Annotated in this window: 12 protein-coding genes; 5 read left to right on the top strand and 7 right to left on the bottom strand. The window is 71.9% G+C overall.

All coding sequences use genetic code 11. The features are described 5' to 3' along the window. Positions 1–78 precede the first annotated feature (78 nt). The 3 genes from ASE15_RS16095 to ASE15_RS16085 all read right to left on the bottom strand — a co-directional run bounded on the left by ASE15_RS16095 (position 79) and on the right by ASE15_RS16085 (position 3,506). Positions 79–1,344 (bottom strand): ABC transporter substrate-binding protein, encoded by a 1,266-nt coding sequence (locus ASE15_RS16095; protein ID WP_235534481.1) that lies wholly within the window; start codon positions 1,342–1,344, stop codon positions 79–81. A gap of 208 nt (positions 1,345–1,552) precedes the next feature. Next, a complete protein-coding gene (locus ASE15_RS16090; RefSeq protein ID WP_157257683.1) occupies positions 1,553–2,575 on the bottom strand; it encodes a LacI family DNA-binding transcriptional regulator in 1,023 nt (340 codons plus the stop codon). 160 nt (positions 2,576–2,735) lie between these two features. Next, positions 2,736–3,506 (bottom strand): SDR family oxidoreductase, encoded by a 771-nt coding sequence (locus ASE15_RS16085; protein WP_056653109.1) that lies wholly within the window; start codon positions 3,504–3,506, stop codon positions 2,736–2,738. 180 nt (positions 3,507–3,686) lie between these two features. On the opposite strand from ASE15_RS16085, the gene ASE15_RS16080 reads away from it, so the two are divergent. Next, positions 3,687–4,316: a hypothetical protein gene (locus ASE15_RS16080; protein ID WP_056764385.1), complete on the top strand. Its 630-nt coding sequence runs from the start codon at positions 3,687–3,689 to the stop codon at positions 4,314–4,316. An 85-nt stretch (positions 4,317–4,401) separates the two neighbouring features. Here the strand turns inward: ASE15_RS16080 and ASE15_RS16075 are convergent, their stop codons facing one another. Together ASE15_RS16075 and ASE15_RS16070 are read right to left on the bottom strand one after the other, a co-directional pair. Further along, positions 4,402–4,944, bottom strand: a complete 543-nt coding sequence (locus tag ASE15_RS16075) for a MarR family winged helix-turn-helix transcriptional regulator (RefSeq protein WP_056764383.1) — start codon at positions 4,942–4,944, stop codon at positions 4,402–4,404. Then, the gene (locus ASE15_RS16070) at positions 4,941–5,687 is read right to left on the bottom strand and encodes an SDR family NAD(P)-dependent oxidoreductase (protein WP_056653118.1); all 747 of its coding nucleotides are present in this window, start codon (positions 5,685–5,687) and stop codon (positions 4,941–4,943) included. Before ASE15_RS16070 ends, ASE15_RS16075 begins: the two co-directional genes overlap by 4 nt. Positions 5,688–5,866: 179 nt before the next feature. Here ASE15_RS16070 and ASE15_RS16065 point away from each other — a divergent pair, with 179 nt between their 5' ends. Continuing rightward, positions 5,867–7,456 carry an asparaginase gene (locus tag ASE15_RS16065; RefSeq protein ID WP_200960564.1) on the top strand — a complete coding sequence of 530 codons (1,590 nt, stop codon included), beginning with the start codon at positions 5,867–5,869 and terminating at the stop codon, positions 7,454–7,456. 85 nt (positions 7,457–7,541) lie between these two features. On the opposite strand, the gene ASE15_RS16060 is transcribed toward ASE15_RS16065, so the two are convergent. After that, on the bottom strand, positions 7,542–8,006 hold the full coding sequence (locus ASE15_RS16060; RefSeq protein ID WP_056764381.1) for a VanZ family protein: 465 nt from the start codon (positions 8,004–8,006) through the stop codon (positions 7,542–7,544). 28 nt (positions 8,007–8,034) lie between these two features. Between ASE15_RS16060 and ASE15_RS16055 the strand changes: the two genes are divergently transcribed. Genes ASE15_RS16055 through ASE15_RS16045 form a run of 3 tightly spaced genes read left to right on the top strand, consistent with a single transcriptional unit; the run spans position 8,035 to position 10,314 of the window. After that, positions 8,035–8,481 carry a YchJ family protein gene (locus ASE15_RS16055; protein WP_235534478.1) on the top strand — a complete coding sequence of 149 codons (447 nt, stop codon included), beginning with the start codon at positions 8,035–8,037 and terminating at the stop codon, positions 8,479–8,481. 56 nt (positions 8,482–8,537) lie between these two features. Beyond that, positions 8,538–9,173 carry a hypothetical protein gene (locus ASE15_RS20935; RefSeq protein ID WP_056653123.1) on the top strand — a complete coding sequence of 212 codons (636 nt, stop codon included), beginning with the start codon at positions 8,538–8,540 and terminating at the stop codon, positions 9,171–9,173. A 19-nt stretch (positions 9,174–9,192) separates the two neighbouring features. Further along, entirely contained in the window at positions 9,193–10,314 is a 1,122-nt protein-coding gene (locus ASE15_RS16045) for a low specificity L-threonine aldolase (protein WP_056764379.1), read from the top strand. A 54-nt stretch (positions 10,315–10,368) separates the two neighbouring features. Here the strand turns inward: ASE15_RS16045 and ASE15_RS16040 are convergent, their stop codons facing one another. After that, a complete protein-coding gene (locus tag ASE15_RS16040; RefSeq protein WP_056764376.1) occupies positions 10,369–14,817 on the bottom strand; it encodes a DUF5979 domain-containing protein in 4,449 nt (1,482 codons plus the stop codon). Between the last annotated feature and the right edge of the window lie 20 nt (positions 14,818–14,837).

Below are 14,837 nucleotides of genomic sequence, written 5' to 3'. Positions count from 1 at the left end.
CATTTCTCAGGGGAGCGGCGAGGGCGGGGCCCGCGACAGGGGTCGCGGGCCCCGCGCTGCTGTGCGGAGCGGCTGCGATCAGCCGTTGTTGGCGACTCGTGCAGCGTTCCAGCGCGAGTTGAGGTCCTCGAAGAACGAGAGACGGTCACCTGAGGCAGCGCCGCGCGCGACGTCGATCAGGTTGCGTCGGTACTGGTCACCGAAGAGGTCGATCTCGGCCTCGTTGTAGATGTCGGAGTCGAGCGACTCCTCGCCGGCCGGGGCCGGAGCGAGCTCGACCTGCTCGACGCCGAAGGCCTCGAAGTCCTTGAGCGTGTCGGGGGACCCGGCACCGACGACGGGCGAGATCCCACCCTGGTCGACGGCGAAGGTCGAGTCGGTCACGAACCAGTCGAGCCACGCCCGCGCCGCGTCCTTGTTCTCGGAGTGCTTGGAGATCCCGAGCTTGTAGTCACCGCCCACCCGCGAGTGGAACGTGCCGTCGGTCTGCCACGGCATGGGCCAGATCGAGATGTCCTCGGGGGCGCCGCCCACGGTCTCGGTGGCGCCCTGGATCTGCGGGACGGCCCACGATCCGAGCACCATGGCGGAGACCTTGCCCGAGGCGAGGAGGTTCTTGGACTCCTCCCAGTTGGTCGTCGTCGGGTCCTTCTCGGACAGCCCGCCGGCCACGACGTCGAACAGCAGCCCGTCGATCGCGTACTGCTCGTTGCCGTCGGACCACGGGGCGGCCTGGGCATCCCGGCTCTGAACCGCTTCAGGGCCCGCGAAGCTGCCCTGGTTGTTCTGCCACTGCGAGAGCGGCCAGCCGTCGGCGTAGTTCGTGTAGTACGGGACGGCCTCCGTCTGGTCCCCCACGGCCTGGAGCGCGTCGAGGAACTCCTGCTGGGTCTTCGGCGGCTCCGTGATCCCGGCCTCGGCCCAGACCTTCTTGTTGAGCACGTAGCCGTTGGCCGTGCCGAACGTCGCGATGCCGTAGGCCTGGCCCTCGAAGGCCTGCTCGTCGATGAACCGGTACTTCGAGGACAGGGCCTCGACCGTGTCGAGCGGCTCGAAGAACTGGGGCAGCTGGTCCTTGGTGACCGAGTTGGGGATCAGCAGGACGTCGCCGTAGTCCTGGGAGTTGAGGCGGATCGAGACGTCTCCCTCGTAGTCCGTGATGGCCTCGAACTCGACGTTGACGTCGGGGTAGACCTTCTGGAACTCCGCGACGTAGTCCTGGAGCTCGGTGTCGACGATGTCGGTGCGGTTCGTGAGGACCGTGATGTCCCCGGAGACGCCCCCCTCGCTCGAGCTGCCACTGTCCTCACCGGTTGAGCAAGCGGTCAATGTCAGCGCTGTCATCACTGCCAGAGCAGCCGCTGCGTGCTTCCTTGCCATGGTGTTCTTCCCATCTCGCTGTCGTCATTGACGCGCGCCGGTCAGCAACGCTGCAGACCCTCGTCCGACGAGGCGCTCCGCGGCCTTCTCTGGCGCAACAGGATCTAGTGAAGCGCTTAAGTTCTGTTAAGTCAAAGACCTCAGGTCACGATCGGGCAACGGAGGAGAAGCGTCAGGCGAGGTGCGCGCGGGCGGTGGTGCCCCGAGGGCGAAGCGCGGGCGTCGAGTCGAGGAAGGAGGCCGGCTCCGCGCCGTCCATGCGGTCGAACAGCCGACGTGCCACGTGCGCGCCATAGCGCGTCACGTCGTGGCTGAGCGCGGAGAGCCGGGGATACGTGGCTTCGCACAACGGCGAGTCGTCCCACGCGATGATCGAGAGGTCGCCCGGGACGGCCGCACCCATCTCGGTCGCGACGCCGAGCCCCGACAGCGCCATGACGTCGTTGTCGTAGATGATCGCCGAGGGCGGTTCCTCGGAGGTCAGGAGAGCGCGCGTCCCTGCCGCTCCCTCGACGGCCGTGTAGTCGGTCCGCACGACGACGCCCTCGACGCCCAGGCGCGCGGTCTCGAGCGCGAACGCGTCGTCACGGATGTGGGTGTGCCCGAAGCTCTCGACGCCCGCGACCCGGGCGATCCTGCGGTGTCCCATCATGTGCAGGTACCGCACGCTCTCGCGCATCGCGGCCGCGTCGTCGGTCCAGACGTTGGTCAGCCCTCCGGCCAGGGACGAGTCACCGACCACGACCGCAGGCAGGGCGTCGGGGGCCCGTAGCAGCTCGATCCGCGGGTCCTCGACCCGCGGGTCGACCATGATGACCCCGTCGACGCGGCGCGCGGCGCGCCACTGACGATAGGTCCGCACCTCGCTCTCGAGGTCCGGGACGACCTGGAGAAGAAGCGCATAGCCGCGCTTGGACAGCTCCGACTCGATCCCGGCGAGGAACTGCATGTAGAACGACTCGACGCCGAGCATGCTCGGGTCGCGCGCGAGCACCAGACCGATCGTCTCGGTCTTCGCGCCGGACAGCGACCTCGCCGCGGAGCTGGGCGCCCAGCCCATGTCCGTCGCGACCTTGAGGATGCGGGCACGTGTGTCCTCGGAGACGCCGGGCCGGTTGTTGAGCGCGTAGGACACCGCGCCGGTCGAGACCCCGGCCTTCTGCGCGATGTCGGCGATCGTGATACGAGCCACCATCCTCCTCCTTGCCTGGGACAGCGGCCGAGACCGCCCTCGTTGCCGTCGCTGGCGAGCGCGTGCCACGTCGTCGGTCCCCCGTGCGTCGTCGACGCGTCGCGCCGGGGACGGGTGGGTCAAGTCTGCCACTGCTGCACCGGTCCCCTCCCCAGGCCGCGGCTCACCGCCCCCGGCCGTACCTCTCCAGCAGGTACTGCCCGTACGTGCCGGTCCCGTAGGGCTCGCCGGGCACCATGTGGTGCCCGGCCGCGAAGGCCGCGAAGGTCTTTCCCGGCACCCGCACCCGCGCGACCGGTCGGCGGCTCCCGGTCGCCCGCGCCCAGGCGCGCGCGGCCTCCCGGCCCGTGATGCGCTCGGGTCCGCCGATGTCGCCGACCCGGCCTGCGGGCCCGGCGGCGACGATCTCCGCGAGGCGCGCGGCGACGTCGGGCACGGCGATCGGCTGGACCTCGAGCGCGGGCGTGAGGAGGACGGGCGAGAAGCGCTGCGCCGTGAACATCCCGACGACGAGCTGCGGGAACTGGGTGGCCCGCAGGATCGTGTGCGGCAGCCCGGACGCGGTGAGGATCGACTCGACCTCGACCTTGGCCTGGTAGTAGCCGAGCGGGATGCGGTCGACGCCGACGATCGACTGGAACACGACGTGCCCCACGCGCGCGTCGCGGGCCGCGGTCACGAGCCTGCGGCCCATCTCGACGTCGGCGCGGGGCCCGCGGGTCGCGAGGTGCAGGACGACCTCGACGCCGTCGAACGCCTCGCCCAGCCCCTCACCTGTCGTGAGGTCGCCCGTCACGACGCCGGGCGTCGTGCCGGCCGAGCGGCTGAGGACGCGGACGTCGTGCCCGGCCTCGCGCAGCAGGTTCACGGTGGGGGTGCCGAGAGTGCCGGTGCCGCCCGTCACGAGAACTGTGGTCGCACGCGCTGTGGTCATGGGAGTTCCCTTCCGACCGCGCGTCGTGCGCGGGAGTGCCGCTGGGGCGTTCGGATCGCCCGTCCCTGCTGTTCATTCTGCGGGGTCGGAGGTCATCCACAAGCCCCACGTCGCGAGTCGTGTCCACAGATGACCCCGGGCCCGCCGCGCGCGAGGACGCGGCTGCGCCACGCTGCCCGCATGACCCACAGCATCCGGTCCTCGCACCCCCGACGCCGCACCACGCCCCGGCACCCCGTCTCGCCGCCGGGCCTGCGCACCCTGCGCGCCACCTGGGAACGGCAGGCCGCCGAGGCCGGCGGCCCAGGCGGCTTCCACCACCTCCACGGACCGCACGCGCACGGCTGGCTGCTCGCCGACGCGGTGCCCGAGCTCCTGGAACCGATCGTGCACGCCGACGACGACCCGCTCGAACCGACCTTCTTCGCGCACCTCGACGCCCCGGTCGCCGAGGCGCTGCTGGCCCGGTTCGCGCCCGCGCACCTCGTCCACCGGTCGAACGGCTCGCCCACGCTCGGGAACCAGCTGCGCGCGACCGTCGCCCACCCCGGCGAGATCACGCTCCACGGGTTCGTGCTCGGCCCCGGGCGCTGCGACGAGCGGCTCGTGTCCGAGGGCGCGCTCGTGCGCTTCGAGGCCGACCTGCTGGTGACCGAGCACCACGCCCCCGGCTGCGAGTGCGAGCTCCTGTGGGCCTACGCGGTCGACGAGCTGGGGCTCGACGACGCCGAGCACGCACCGCACCGGATCCACCGCATCCACCGTGCGGAGGCACCGGACGAGACGTGGTGGCGGCTGCTGTGGGCGTGAGCGGCGCGCCGGATACGGGCCGGGACGCACGGCGCCGGGACAGGCGCCGGCTCACGGCGCCGGGCTCACGCCGGACCCAGGGCCCTCACGTCCGCTCGAGGAACCCCTCGCTCGCGCGCTCGAACCGGCGCATGAGTCCCGCGAACGCCTGCCGGTCCTCCGGGGCCCATCCGTCGAGCAGCTCGTCCACCAGCCGGTCGCCGGCGGCGACGAACGTCCTCGCGACCTGCGCCCCCGCCTCGGTGAGGTGGACGCGTGCCGCGCGCGCGTCGTCGGGGTCCTCGCGGCGCTCGGTGAGGCCTGCCGCGTCGAGGCGGCGCAGGATCTTGCTCACGTTCGAGGGCCCGGTGGACAGGTGCTCCGCGATCGCCGAGGGGCGCCGTGGCCCCTGCCGCCACACGACGGTGAGGACCACGACGGCGGGCGAGTCCAGGTCGATCCCCTCGCGCGCCGCGACCGCGGCGAGGAAGTCGCCGCTCGTCCACAGGCCCATGACCCGGACCAGGGAGTCGAGCAGGTCGGACCGGTACCCGGGGACGCGCGGGTCGCCCAGCATGCCCCCCGGGGCCCCTGGAGCGGGGGCAGGGCCGGAGCCCTGCCCCGCCCCGGGGTGCGGCGCGTCGGTCATGCGACCTGGGTGCCGCCGTCGACGGGCAGCACCACGCCCGTGATGAAGCTCGCCTGGTCGGACAGCAGGAACGCGACCGCGTCGGCGATCTCGGACGGCCGGCCCAGGCGCTGCATGGGGACGTCGGCCGCATACCCGGCACGGGCCTCCTCGGGCAGCGACGCGAGCGCTGCCGTCTCGATCGCGCCCGGCGCGACGGCGTTGATGCGGATGCCGTCGGTCACGTACTCGATCGCGGTGCCCCGCGTGAGCGAGACGACGCCGGCCTTGGCGGCCGAGTACGGCGAGAGGCCGGGCGACGCCTTGAGGCCGGCGATCGAGGCGATGTTGACGATGCTGCCGCCGCCGTGGGCGAGCATGTGGGCGATCTCGGCCTTCATCGACAGGAAGGTCCCGCGCAGGGTGATGTCGAGCGTGCGGTCCCAGCCGTCCTGCGGCATCTGGTCGAGGCGGAACGGGCGCGTGCCGACCCCCGCGTTGTTGACCGCGAGGTGCAGCCCCCCGAACGTCTCGACCGCGAACCCGACGAGGGCGGAGACGTCTGCCGGGTCGGCGACGTCCGCCCGACGGTACGCGGCCCGGCCGCCCGCGGCCTCGATCTCGGCGACCACGCGCGCGCCGGCCTCGTCGTTGACGTCGGAGACGACGACGGCCGCTCCCTGAGCGGCGAGCCGCTTCGCGACGGCCTCGCCGATACCTGCGCCGGAGGCCGTGACGAGCGCGACCTTGTTGCTGAACTGCATGAGTGCTCCTCCAGATTTTACTGTCTTCACGACAGCATATGCCCGTGAACGCGCCGCCCGCACCCACCCGACAACCCTCGCGATCCGGCACAACCGTGCTTCTTACACCCAGGCAATGCCCAGGAAACAGGCCGCGCATAGCGTCCGAGCCCTGACGTCCCCCTGACCGAAAGGCTCTCGTGAGATCCCTGACACTGACCCTGTCCGGCCGCGCCCTCGCGGCCGGCGTCGCACTCCTCCTCGCCCTGGTCTCGCTCGTCTCCGTCGTCGCCTACTCGATCGCCGAGTCCCGCACCACGGCCGCTGCGCAGGGGCAGCAGCCGATGGTCCTCGCCTCGGGCACGACCCCGCTAGGCATCACGTCCAGCAGCTACCAGGCCGTGACCGCGGCCGCCACGACGTCCAAGCCCAAGGTCGTGGTCGTCGCGACCGGCGGCACCATGGCCGGCAAGGCCAGCACGCGCGACGGCTTCACGAGCTACCGCGCAGGCACCTACCTCATGTCCGACATGCTCGACACGCTCCGTCCCGAGATCGACCAGATCGCCGACGTCACCGCGGTCCAGTTCGGCAACGCCGGATCGTCGGGCTACACCATGGAGCAGTTCCACGCCCTCACGCTCGAGGTCGAGAAGCAGCTCGAGACCGCGGACGCCGTGGTCGTCACGACCGGCACCGACACCCAGGAGGAGTTCGCCTACTGGCTCGACCTCACGGTCCAGTCCCGCAAGCCCGTCATCACCTCGGGCTCGATGCGTCCCTGGGGCGCGGGCGACACCCCGGCCGACAAGGCCGTCTTCGGGTCCGACGCACCGGCCAACCTCTACAACGCCGTGCGCCTCGCGGCGAGCCAGCAGACGTACTGCTTCGGGACCGTCCTCATGCTCAACGACGAGATCCAGGCGGCACGCGAGGTCACCAAGACCAACGCCTACCGCACCGACACGTTCCAGACGCGCGAGTACGGGGTCCTGGGCTGGATCGACGGCGCGAACATCACCCTGGGCCGGGCACCGGCCCGCGTCATGAGCTGCGACCAGGAGTCGTGGTTCACGCCGTTCGACGTCTCGAAGGTCGACCCCAAGACGCTGCCGCGCGTCGAGATCGTCATGTCCTACCAGCAGGCCGGGGGCGAGGCCGTCAAGGCGTTCGCGGACGCCGGGGTCAAGGGCATGGTCACCGCGGGCACGGGCGCCGGCGGCATCTCGGGCGCCATGAGCTCGGAGCGCAGCAAGGCCGTGGCCAAGGGGGTCTGGTTCGTCAGCACGACGCGGACCGGGTCCGGGTCGAGCTACGGGGGCAGCAACGGGGTGCTCGCGGGTGAGGACCTGACGGCGGTCAAGGCCCGCCTGCTCCTGGTCCTGTCGCGGGCCTTCACCGAGGACTTCAACCAGGCCAAGGACTGGTTCGCGACGTTCGGCACGCCGACCTTCGAGCAGTCGGGCGCCGCGTCGACCATCCCGGCCGGCCCGGGCGGCACCTCGGTCCTGCTCACGTCGACCGCGACGGCCGCGTGCAACGGGCGGACGGCGAGCATCCGGGTCGCGGTCACCAACACGGACAGCGTGCCGATCGACGTCCGGGTCACCTCGGCCGCGGGCGAGCACAAGTTCAGCAAGATCCCCGTGGGCAGCACGGTCGAGCACACCCTGACCCGGGGCGCGTCGCTCGACGCCGGGGAGGCCAAGCTCGTGGCCTACAAGAACGTGGACGGCGCGGGCGTGCAGAGCACCAGCACTGCAGCGCACGCGGCGGTCACCTGCCGGTAGCACCACCGGCCCGACGGCGGCGCTCACCCTCAGGGGTGGGCGCCGCTCTGGCGCGGGTCGCCCGCAGCGCCGCGGTGCAGGTCGCCTACGACGTCGAGGGGGCCGGCCGTGCGCGCCGCAGCGCGAGGAGCCCGGCCGCCGCAGCCGCCCCCAGCGCGGCCCCCGTCGTGTTGAGCACGACGTCCTGCACGGTCGAGTACCTGCCGGGGATGAGGAGCTGGGTCAGCTCGATCGCGAGCGACAGCGCGAAGCCCGCGAGCACCACGAGCCCGGCGCGCCGCCAGAGCCCACGCGCGGGATCGGCCGCGAGGTCGCCCCGGGCGTCGGGCCCGGTCAGCAGGAGGAGCCCCAGGACGCCGAACGGCAGGAACATGACCACGTTCGACGCCGCCTCGAGGAACGCGACGGTCATGGGCAGCCCCACCGCGCGGAACGCGTCGACGACCGCGAGCGCCCAGCCCGGGGCTGCCGTGGACTCGGGCGACGGCCAGCACGTCACGACCAGGACGGCGGCGAGGTAGACCGCGAAGGTCCAGCGGAGGGTGCGCACGGCTCACACCCTACGGAAGGATGGGCGGGTGACCGCGACCTCGCCCCTGCCCGACGACGCCCGCTGCCCGTGCCTGTCCGGCGAGACGTACGGGGCGTGCTGCGGACGCTTCCACGCCGGCCTCGCCACGGGTCCGGGTGCGGCCGGTCCCGACGCCGTGACGGCTCCGACGGCCGAGGCCCTGATGCGTTCACGCTACGCGGCGTTCGCGGTCGGCGACGCGGACTACCTGCTCGCGACCTGGCACCCCTCGACGCGCCCCGCGGACCTGGACCTCGACGACGACGTGGCGTGGCGCCGTCTGGACGTCGTGGCGACGAGCGCGGGCGGCCCGCTCGACCGGACGGGCGTCGTCGAGTTCGTGGCCCACTTCCGCTCCGCGGAGACCCGCGAGCGCGGGTCGCTCCACGAGGTCAGCTCGTTCGTGCGCGAGGACGGGCGCTGGTACTACGTGGACGGGGAGCACAGGGGCTGAATGGTTCGACCCGGCGTGCGGTTCCGCCCCGCGAACGCTTCTGGTTGACTGCGGTCGTGAGCACCACGACCGTGCCGGACACGACGACGCCCTCTGCGCGGAGCTCCCGCTGGGCGTGGCGCGTCTGGCTGGGGACTCCCGCCGTGGTCGCGGTGATCGCCGCGGTGGGGATCTTCCTCCTCGCCCCGTATGTCGACTCGGGACGACTGCTGCTCGTCCGAGGCCACGAAGCGGCGACGGTGACCGCCTGGCTCTGGTTGGCGATCTGCGGATGCGCGGGCGTCGTCTGCATGGTGCTGGCTGTCCGGGTGTCGATGAACCACCCCTTCCGGATCGGCGTCCTGGCGTGGCTCGCCACGGGAGTCGTCCTGCTCGTCCTCCTGTGCGTGGTGTTCTACGCATGGCTGATGTCGGTCGGCTCCTCGATGAGCTCCTACGTCCCGCTGGACCAGTTGGCCCGGCCGCCCGGCGAGCAGCTCCTGGTCGAGGAGCGCCGTTCGCTCCACGGTCACATGACGTACGGGGTCTGGCGCGGCGGCCCGGACGTCTACTACCGAGCGGACGTCCCCGGACTCCTCGACGTGAGGACCCGTCACGAACGCCCCATGGCCGAGGGCGACTTCCGGGTCGAGACGACCGACGACGGGTCGGCTGTCCTCGTCCTGCTCGATCACCGGATCGCCCTGCCCTGACCGGGCTTACCCTGGCCGGGTGTCATCGACCCCGCGCTCGTTCGCGTCCGACAACTACGCCCCTGCCCACCCGGCGGTCCTCGCGGCCCTGACCGCGGCGAACGTGGGCCACGCCGGCTCGTACGGCGCGGACCCGTGGACCGAGCGTCTCCAGGAGGCCGTCCGGCACCACTTCGGTGAGGCGGCCACGGCCTACCCGGTCTTCAACGGGACGGGCGCGAACGTCGTCGCGCTCACGTCGATGCTGCCGCGCTGGGGCGCGGTCGTGACGTCGGAGCACGCGCACGTCCACCAGGACGAGAACGGCGCCCCCGAGCGCGTCGGCGGGATCAAGCTCCTCACGGTCCCCGCCCCGGACGGCAGGCTGACGCCGGGCGCGATCGACCGGTTCGTGGGCGACCTGGGCGATCAGCACCGGGCGCAGCCGCTCGTCGTCTCGATCACGCAGGCCACAGAGCTGGGCACGGTCTACTCGCCCGACGAGATCCGCGCGATCAGCGACCACGCGCACGCCGCCGGGCTGCGCGTCCACCTCGACGGCGCGCGGCTCGCGAACGCGGCGGCCGCGCTCGGGGTGTCGTTGCGGGAGACCACGACCGACGTGGGCGTCGACGTCGTGTCCTTCGGCGGCACCAAGAACGGCCTGCTGTTCGGCGAGGCCGTCGTGGTCCTCGACCCCGACGCGGCTCAGGGCGTGGACTTCGTCCGCAAGATGACCATGCAGCTCGCGTCGAAGATGCGCTTCGTCTCGGCGCAGCTCACGGCGCTGCTCGAGGACGACCTGTGGCGCACCAGCGCGGCGCACGCCAACGCGATGGCCGCGCGCCTGCGTGCGGCGCTCTCGCCCGCGACGACCACGGGAGAGGTGCCCGACGGCGGGACGGCCGCGGCGCCGTCGGGCCTCACGTTCTCCCAGCCCACCCAGGCGAACGCCGTGTTCGCGGTGCTCCCGCGCGTCGTGGCCGAGGCTCTGCGCGCGGACTTCGCGTTCTACGACTGGGCGGCCGCCTCCCCCGACCCCGTCACGGGCGACGAGCGCGTCGAGGTCCGCTGGATGTGCTCGTGGGACACGACCCCCGAGGACGTCGACGTGTTCGCGGCCGCAGTCCGCACAGCCCTGGGAACGCCCGAGCGGGCGTGACCCGGAGGTCACGCCCGCTCGGACGGTCGGTCAGGCGCGGGGCCCGTCAGGCGCTCAGGCCCGACGGCGGCGCGCACCCACCAGGAGCACGGCACCTCCCCCGAGGAGCAGCAGGGCCGCCGCGGCGATCCCCAGTGCCCCCGTACCGGTGACGGCCAGCCCGCTGCCCGCGGTGTTGGTGAGCGTCACCTCGACGACCTGTCCGGCACCGATCGTGATCGACGAGACCTTCTCACCGTCGACCGTGAAGGCCGGGGTCCCCCAGCTCACGCCGTCGATCTTCGGCAGGCTCGTCTCCTCGAGCTCGACGACCGTCCCGGCCGGGAGGTTCGCCGGACCATCGACGACCGTGCCGTCGGCGCGGACCGTCAGCGTGCCCTCCTGGTGCTCGCCGTTCACGGTCCCGGCGAAGGTCACCGTGAACTCGGTGTCCGTGGGGACCTTGGCGGCGTTCGGGCCTTCGATCTTCTTGAGGATCGAGAAGCTGCCGACCTGGGCCGCCACGACGTCGGCCGTGTTGGTCACCGTGACCACGGCGGACGTGCCGTCCGCGACCGTGACCGTGGCCGGGCTGAAGGCCGGGGCGCCCCACACCACGCCCGAGAGCTCGGGCAGGTCGACCTCCCCGAACGTCACCACGGTGCCGACCGGCAGGTTCTGCGGGCCGTCGACGAGCGTGCCGTCCGCGAGGACGGTCGAGGTGCCCGAGGTGGGCACGCCGTCCAGCTCGTAGGAGTAGGTGACCGTGAACTCGGTGCCCGCGGGCACGGCCCCCGAGGCCGCACCCTCGACGACCTTGCGCAGCGAGAAGCCGCCGGCGGGCTCGTCGGTCGCGGTGTTGGTCACCGTGACCTCGGTGGTGACGTCGTCCTCGATCGTGACCGAGGCCGGGCTGAACGCCGGGGCGCCCCACACCACGCCGTCGATCGACGGCAGGTCGATCTCCTCGAACGTCACGACGGTCCCGACCGGCAGGTTCTGCGGGCCGTTCACGACCGTGCCGTCCGCGAGGACGGTCAACGTGCTCGACGTCGGCACGCCACCCAGCTCGTAGGAGTACGACACCGTGAACTCGGTGCCGCCCGGCACCAGGCCGGAGGCCTCACCCGTGACGGCCTTCTGGAGCGAGAACCCACCGGCCGGGGCGTCGGTCGCGGTGTTGGTCAGCGTGACCGTCGGGTTGCTGCCGTCGCCGATCGCGAGCGTCTCGGGGCTGAACACCGGGGCGCCCCACACGACGCCGTCGATCGACGGCAGGTCGAGCTCGTCGAACGTGACGACCGTCCCGAAGGGCAGGTTCTGCGGGCCGTTCACGACCGTGCCGTCCGCGAGGACGCTCAGCGTGCCCGACGTCGGCACCCCGTCCAGCTCGTACCCGTACGTGACCGTGAACTCGGTGCCCTCGGGTACGAGGTCAGCGGCCTCGCCCGTGACGACCTTCTGGAGCGAGAAGCCACCCACGGTCAGGTCGGCACGGTTCGTCAGCGTGACCTCGGGGCTGGTGCTGTCCCCGATCGTGACGGACTCCGGGCTGAACACCGGAGCACCCCAGACCACGCCGGGGATCTCCGGCAGCGCGACCTCCGCGAACGTCACGACGGTGCCGGCCACCAGGTTCTGCGGGCCGTTCACGACCGTGCCGTCCGCGAGGACCGTCAGCCGGCCACCCGTGGTGGCCCCGTCGATCTCGTAGGAGTACTCGACCGTGAACTCGGTGCCCGCCGGGACCAGGCCGGACGCAGCGCCCTCGACGACCTTCCGGAGCGAGAACCCGCCCACGGGGACGACGACCGCATCGGCCGTGTTGGTGACGGTCACCTGGGCATCGACGTCGTCCGCGATGGTCACGGTCGCCGGGCTGAACGCCGGAGCACCCCAGACCACACCGTCGATGGTCGGCAGGTTGATCTCACCGAACGTGACCTCGGTCCCCACCGGCAGGTTCTGCGGGCCGTTCACGAGCGTGCCGTCCGCGAGGACGGTCGCCGTGCCCGAGGTGGGCACGCCGTCCAGCTGGTAGGAGTAGGTGACCGTGAACTCGGTACCTGCGGGGACCAGTCCCGACGCCGTACCGGTGACGGTCTTGCGCAGCGAGAAGCCACCCGCCGGGACGTCGGTCGCGGTGTTCGTCACCGTGACCTCGGCGTTGACGTCGTCGACGATCGTCACGGTCGCGGGGCTGAACGTCGGCGCACCCCACACCACGCCGTCGATGGCCGGGAGCGAGACCTCAGCGAACGTCACGACGGTCCCGACCGGCAGGTTCTGCGGGCCGTCGACGACCGTGCCGTCGGCGAGGACGCTCAGCGTGCCCGACGTCGGCACCCCGTCCAGCGCGTAGGAGTACGACACCGTGAACTCGGTGCCGCCCGGCACCAGGCCGGACGCCTCACCGGTCACGAGCTTCTGTACCGAGAACCCACCCGCGGGCGCATCGGTCGCGGTGTTGGCCAGGACGATCGTGGGGTTCTCGTCCGCCGCGACGGTCAGGGTGTCCGGGCTGAACACCGGAGCGCCCCACACCACACCGTCGATGTCGGGAAGCGAGACCTCGTCGAACGAGACCACGGTCCCCGCGGGCAGGTTCTGCGGGCCGTTCACGACCGTACCGTCGGCCGTCACGACGAGCGTGCCCGTCACGGGGGCGCCCGCGAGCTCGTACGAGTACGCGACCGTGAACTCGGTGCCGCCCGGCACCAGGTCGGCGGCCTCACCCGTGACGGCCTTCTGGAGCGAGAACCCGCCCACGCGGACGACCACGGGTGCCGCGGTGTTGGTCACCGTGACCTGGGCGTCGACACCGTCGCTGATCGTGACGGACTCCGGGCTGAACGTCGGCGCACCCCACACCACGCCGGCCACGTCGGGCAGGTCGATCTCGGTGAAGGTCACGACCGTCCCGACGGGAAGGTTCTGCGGACCGTCGACGAACGTCCCGTCAGCGAGCACCGTCAGGGTGCCACGCTGGGTCTGGCCGTCGAGCTCGTAGGCGTAGGCGACCGTGAACTCGGTACCCTCGGGGACCTGTCCGGCCGCGGAACCGAGCAGCTCCTTGGCGACGGAGAACCCGCCGGCCGGGGCGTCGACCAGGTTCGCGGTGTTCGTGAGGCGGACCGCGACGGTACCGCCCGCGCCCAGCGTGACCGGGCTGCTCGGCTCGAACGTGGGCGTTCCCCACTCGACACCGGGGACCGTAGGCAGTCGAGGCTCGGACAGCGTGACGACCGTGCCTTCGGGCAGGCCCTGCGGACCCGTGACCGCGGTGCCGTCCGCGAGGACGTCGAGGGTGCCCGTGATGGTCGTGCCGTCCAGGACGTAGGAGTAGTCGACCTCGAACGTGGTCCCGGCCGGCACGGCGTCTGCGCCGCTGCCGGTCACGCTCTTCGCGACGGAGAACGTCGCCCCGGAGGCGTCTCGGCACGCGAAGGGGCCGGGGCCGATCCACGGGTAGTTGTGCTGCTCGATCCCGCCCCCGGTCCCGAGGACCGCCAGGTCTCCTCCGACGTAGACGCGTCCGTTGGTGCTGGTCTTGAGGGTCGTGTCCGCGAGCGGCGCCAGGATCGACCCCATGAACTGGTCGTTCTCGCCGAGCTCGAGCAACGTCGCGTCGACGAAGTTCCAGAGGATGCGGGACGCGGCGTTGCCGAACTCCGCCGAGGAGAGCGCGTTGACCTGCGTGCCGTTCAGGAAGACGGACTGGGTGTCGAAGTCGACGACGGGCCCCGTCACGTTGATCACGATCGGGGCGGTGCCGCCGACGCCGTCGAGGTACACCGAGAACTTCCGGTCGAGAGAGCTCAGCTGCGTGCCGTCGAGCGTGAAGGTGTGCAAGGTGCTCGCCGGGTCGCCCGTGAAGCGCACCTCGCCCCACGACTCGATCGCTCCGGGGGTACCGGCAGGTGCCGCGAGGATCTGGGACTGCTCGGTGATGACGTCCTGGAAGTCCGTGTAGGGCGCGACGGCCGCCGCGCCCATGCCCGCCGTCGCCGTGCCACCGTTGAGGGCGATCGGGATCGTGTTGGTGATGGTCCCGCCGACGTCGACGTTCCCGCCGCCGGCCACCTGGGCGCCGACGTCCATGTTCGTGACGGGACCGACGACGAGGTTCCCGCCCACGGCGAGCATGGTCGTCCCACCGGGGGGCGTGATCTGCGACCCGACCCCCGCGGAGCCGACGTTGTAGGTCCCGCCGCCTGCCTTGTCGAACAGGGCGTCTCCCATGACGACCAGGAGGCCCTCGGACTCGGCCGCGGTGCCGGTCGCCGAGTAGTTGCCTCCGGCGTAGACCGCGATGTTCGAGTCGGTGAACTCGGGAGTGTTCCCGATGCCGGGCATCTCGCCGGGTGCTGGGCACATCGGGAGCTGCGCGGCGGCGGGCGCGGCCAACGGCCCGGCCCCGAGGGCGACGGCCCCCGTCAGGGCGAGGAGCGCGGACGTCGCCGCGGCGACGGTTCGCTGGAGCGGGGAGGCCGCTCGGCTGCGAACCCTGAAGGGGGTACTCATGACACTCTCCTGGTGTTTCG

It is taken from the genome of Oerskovia sp. Root22, from assembly GCF_001429135.1.
In the GTDB taxonomy this organism is placed as follows: Bacteria; Actinomycetota; Actinomycetes; order Actinomycetales; family Cellulomonadaceae; genus Oerskovia; species Oerskovia enterophila.
This window is presented reverse-complemented; position numbering and strand designations above follow the sequence as displayed.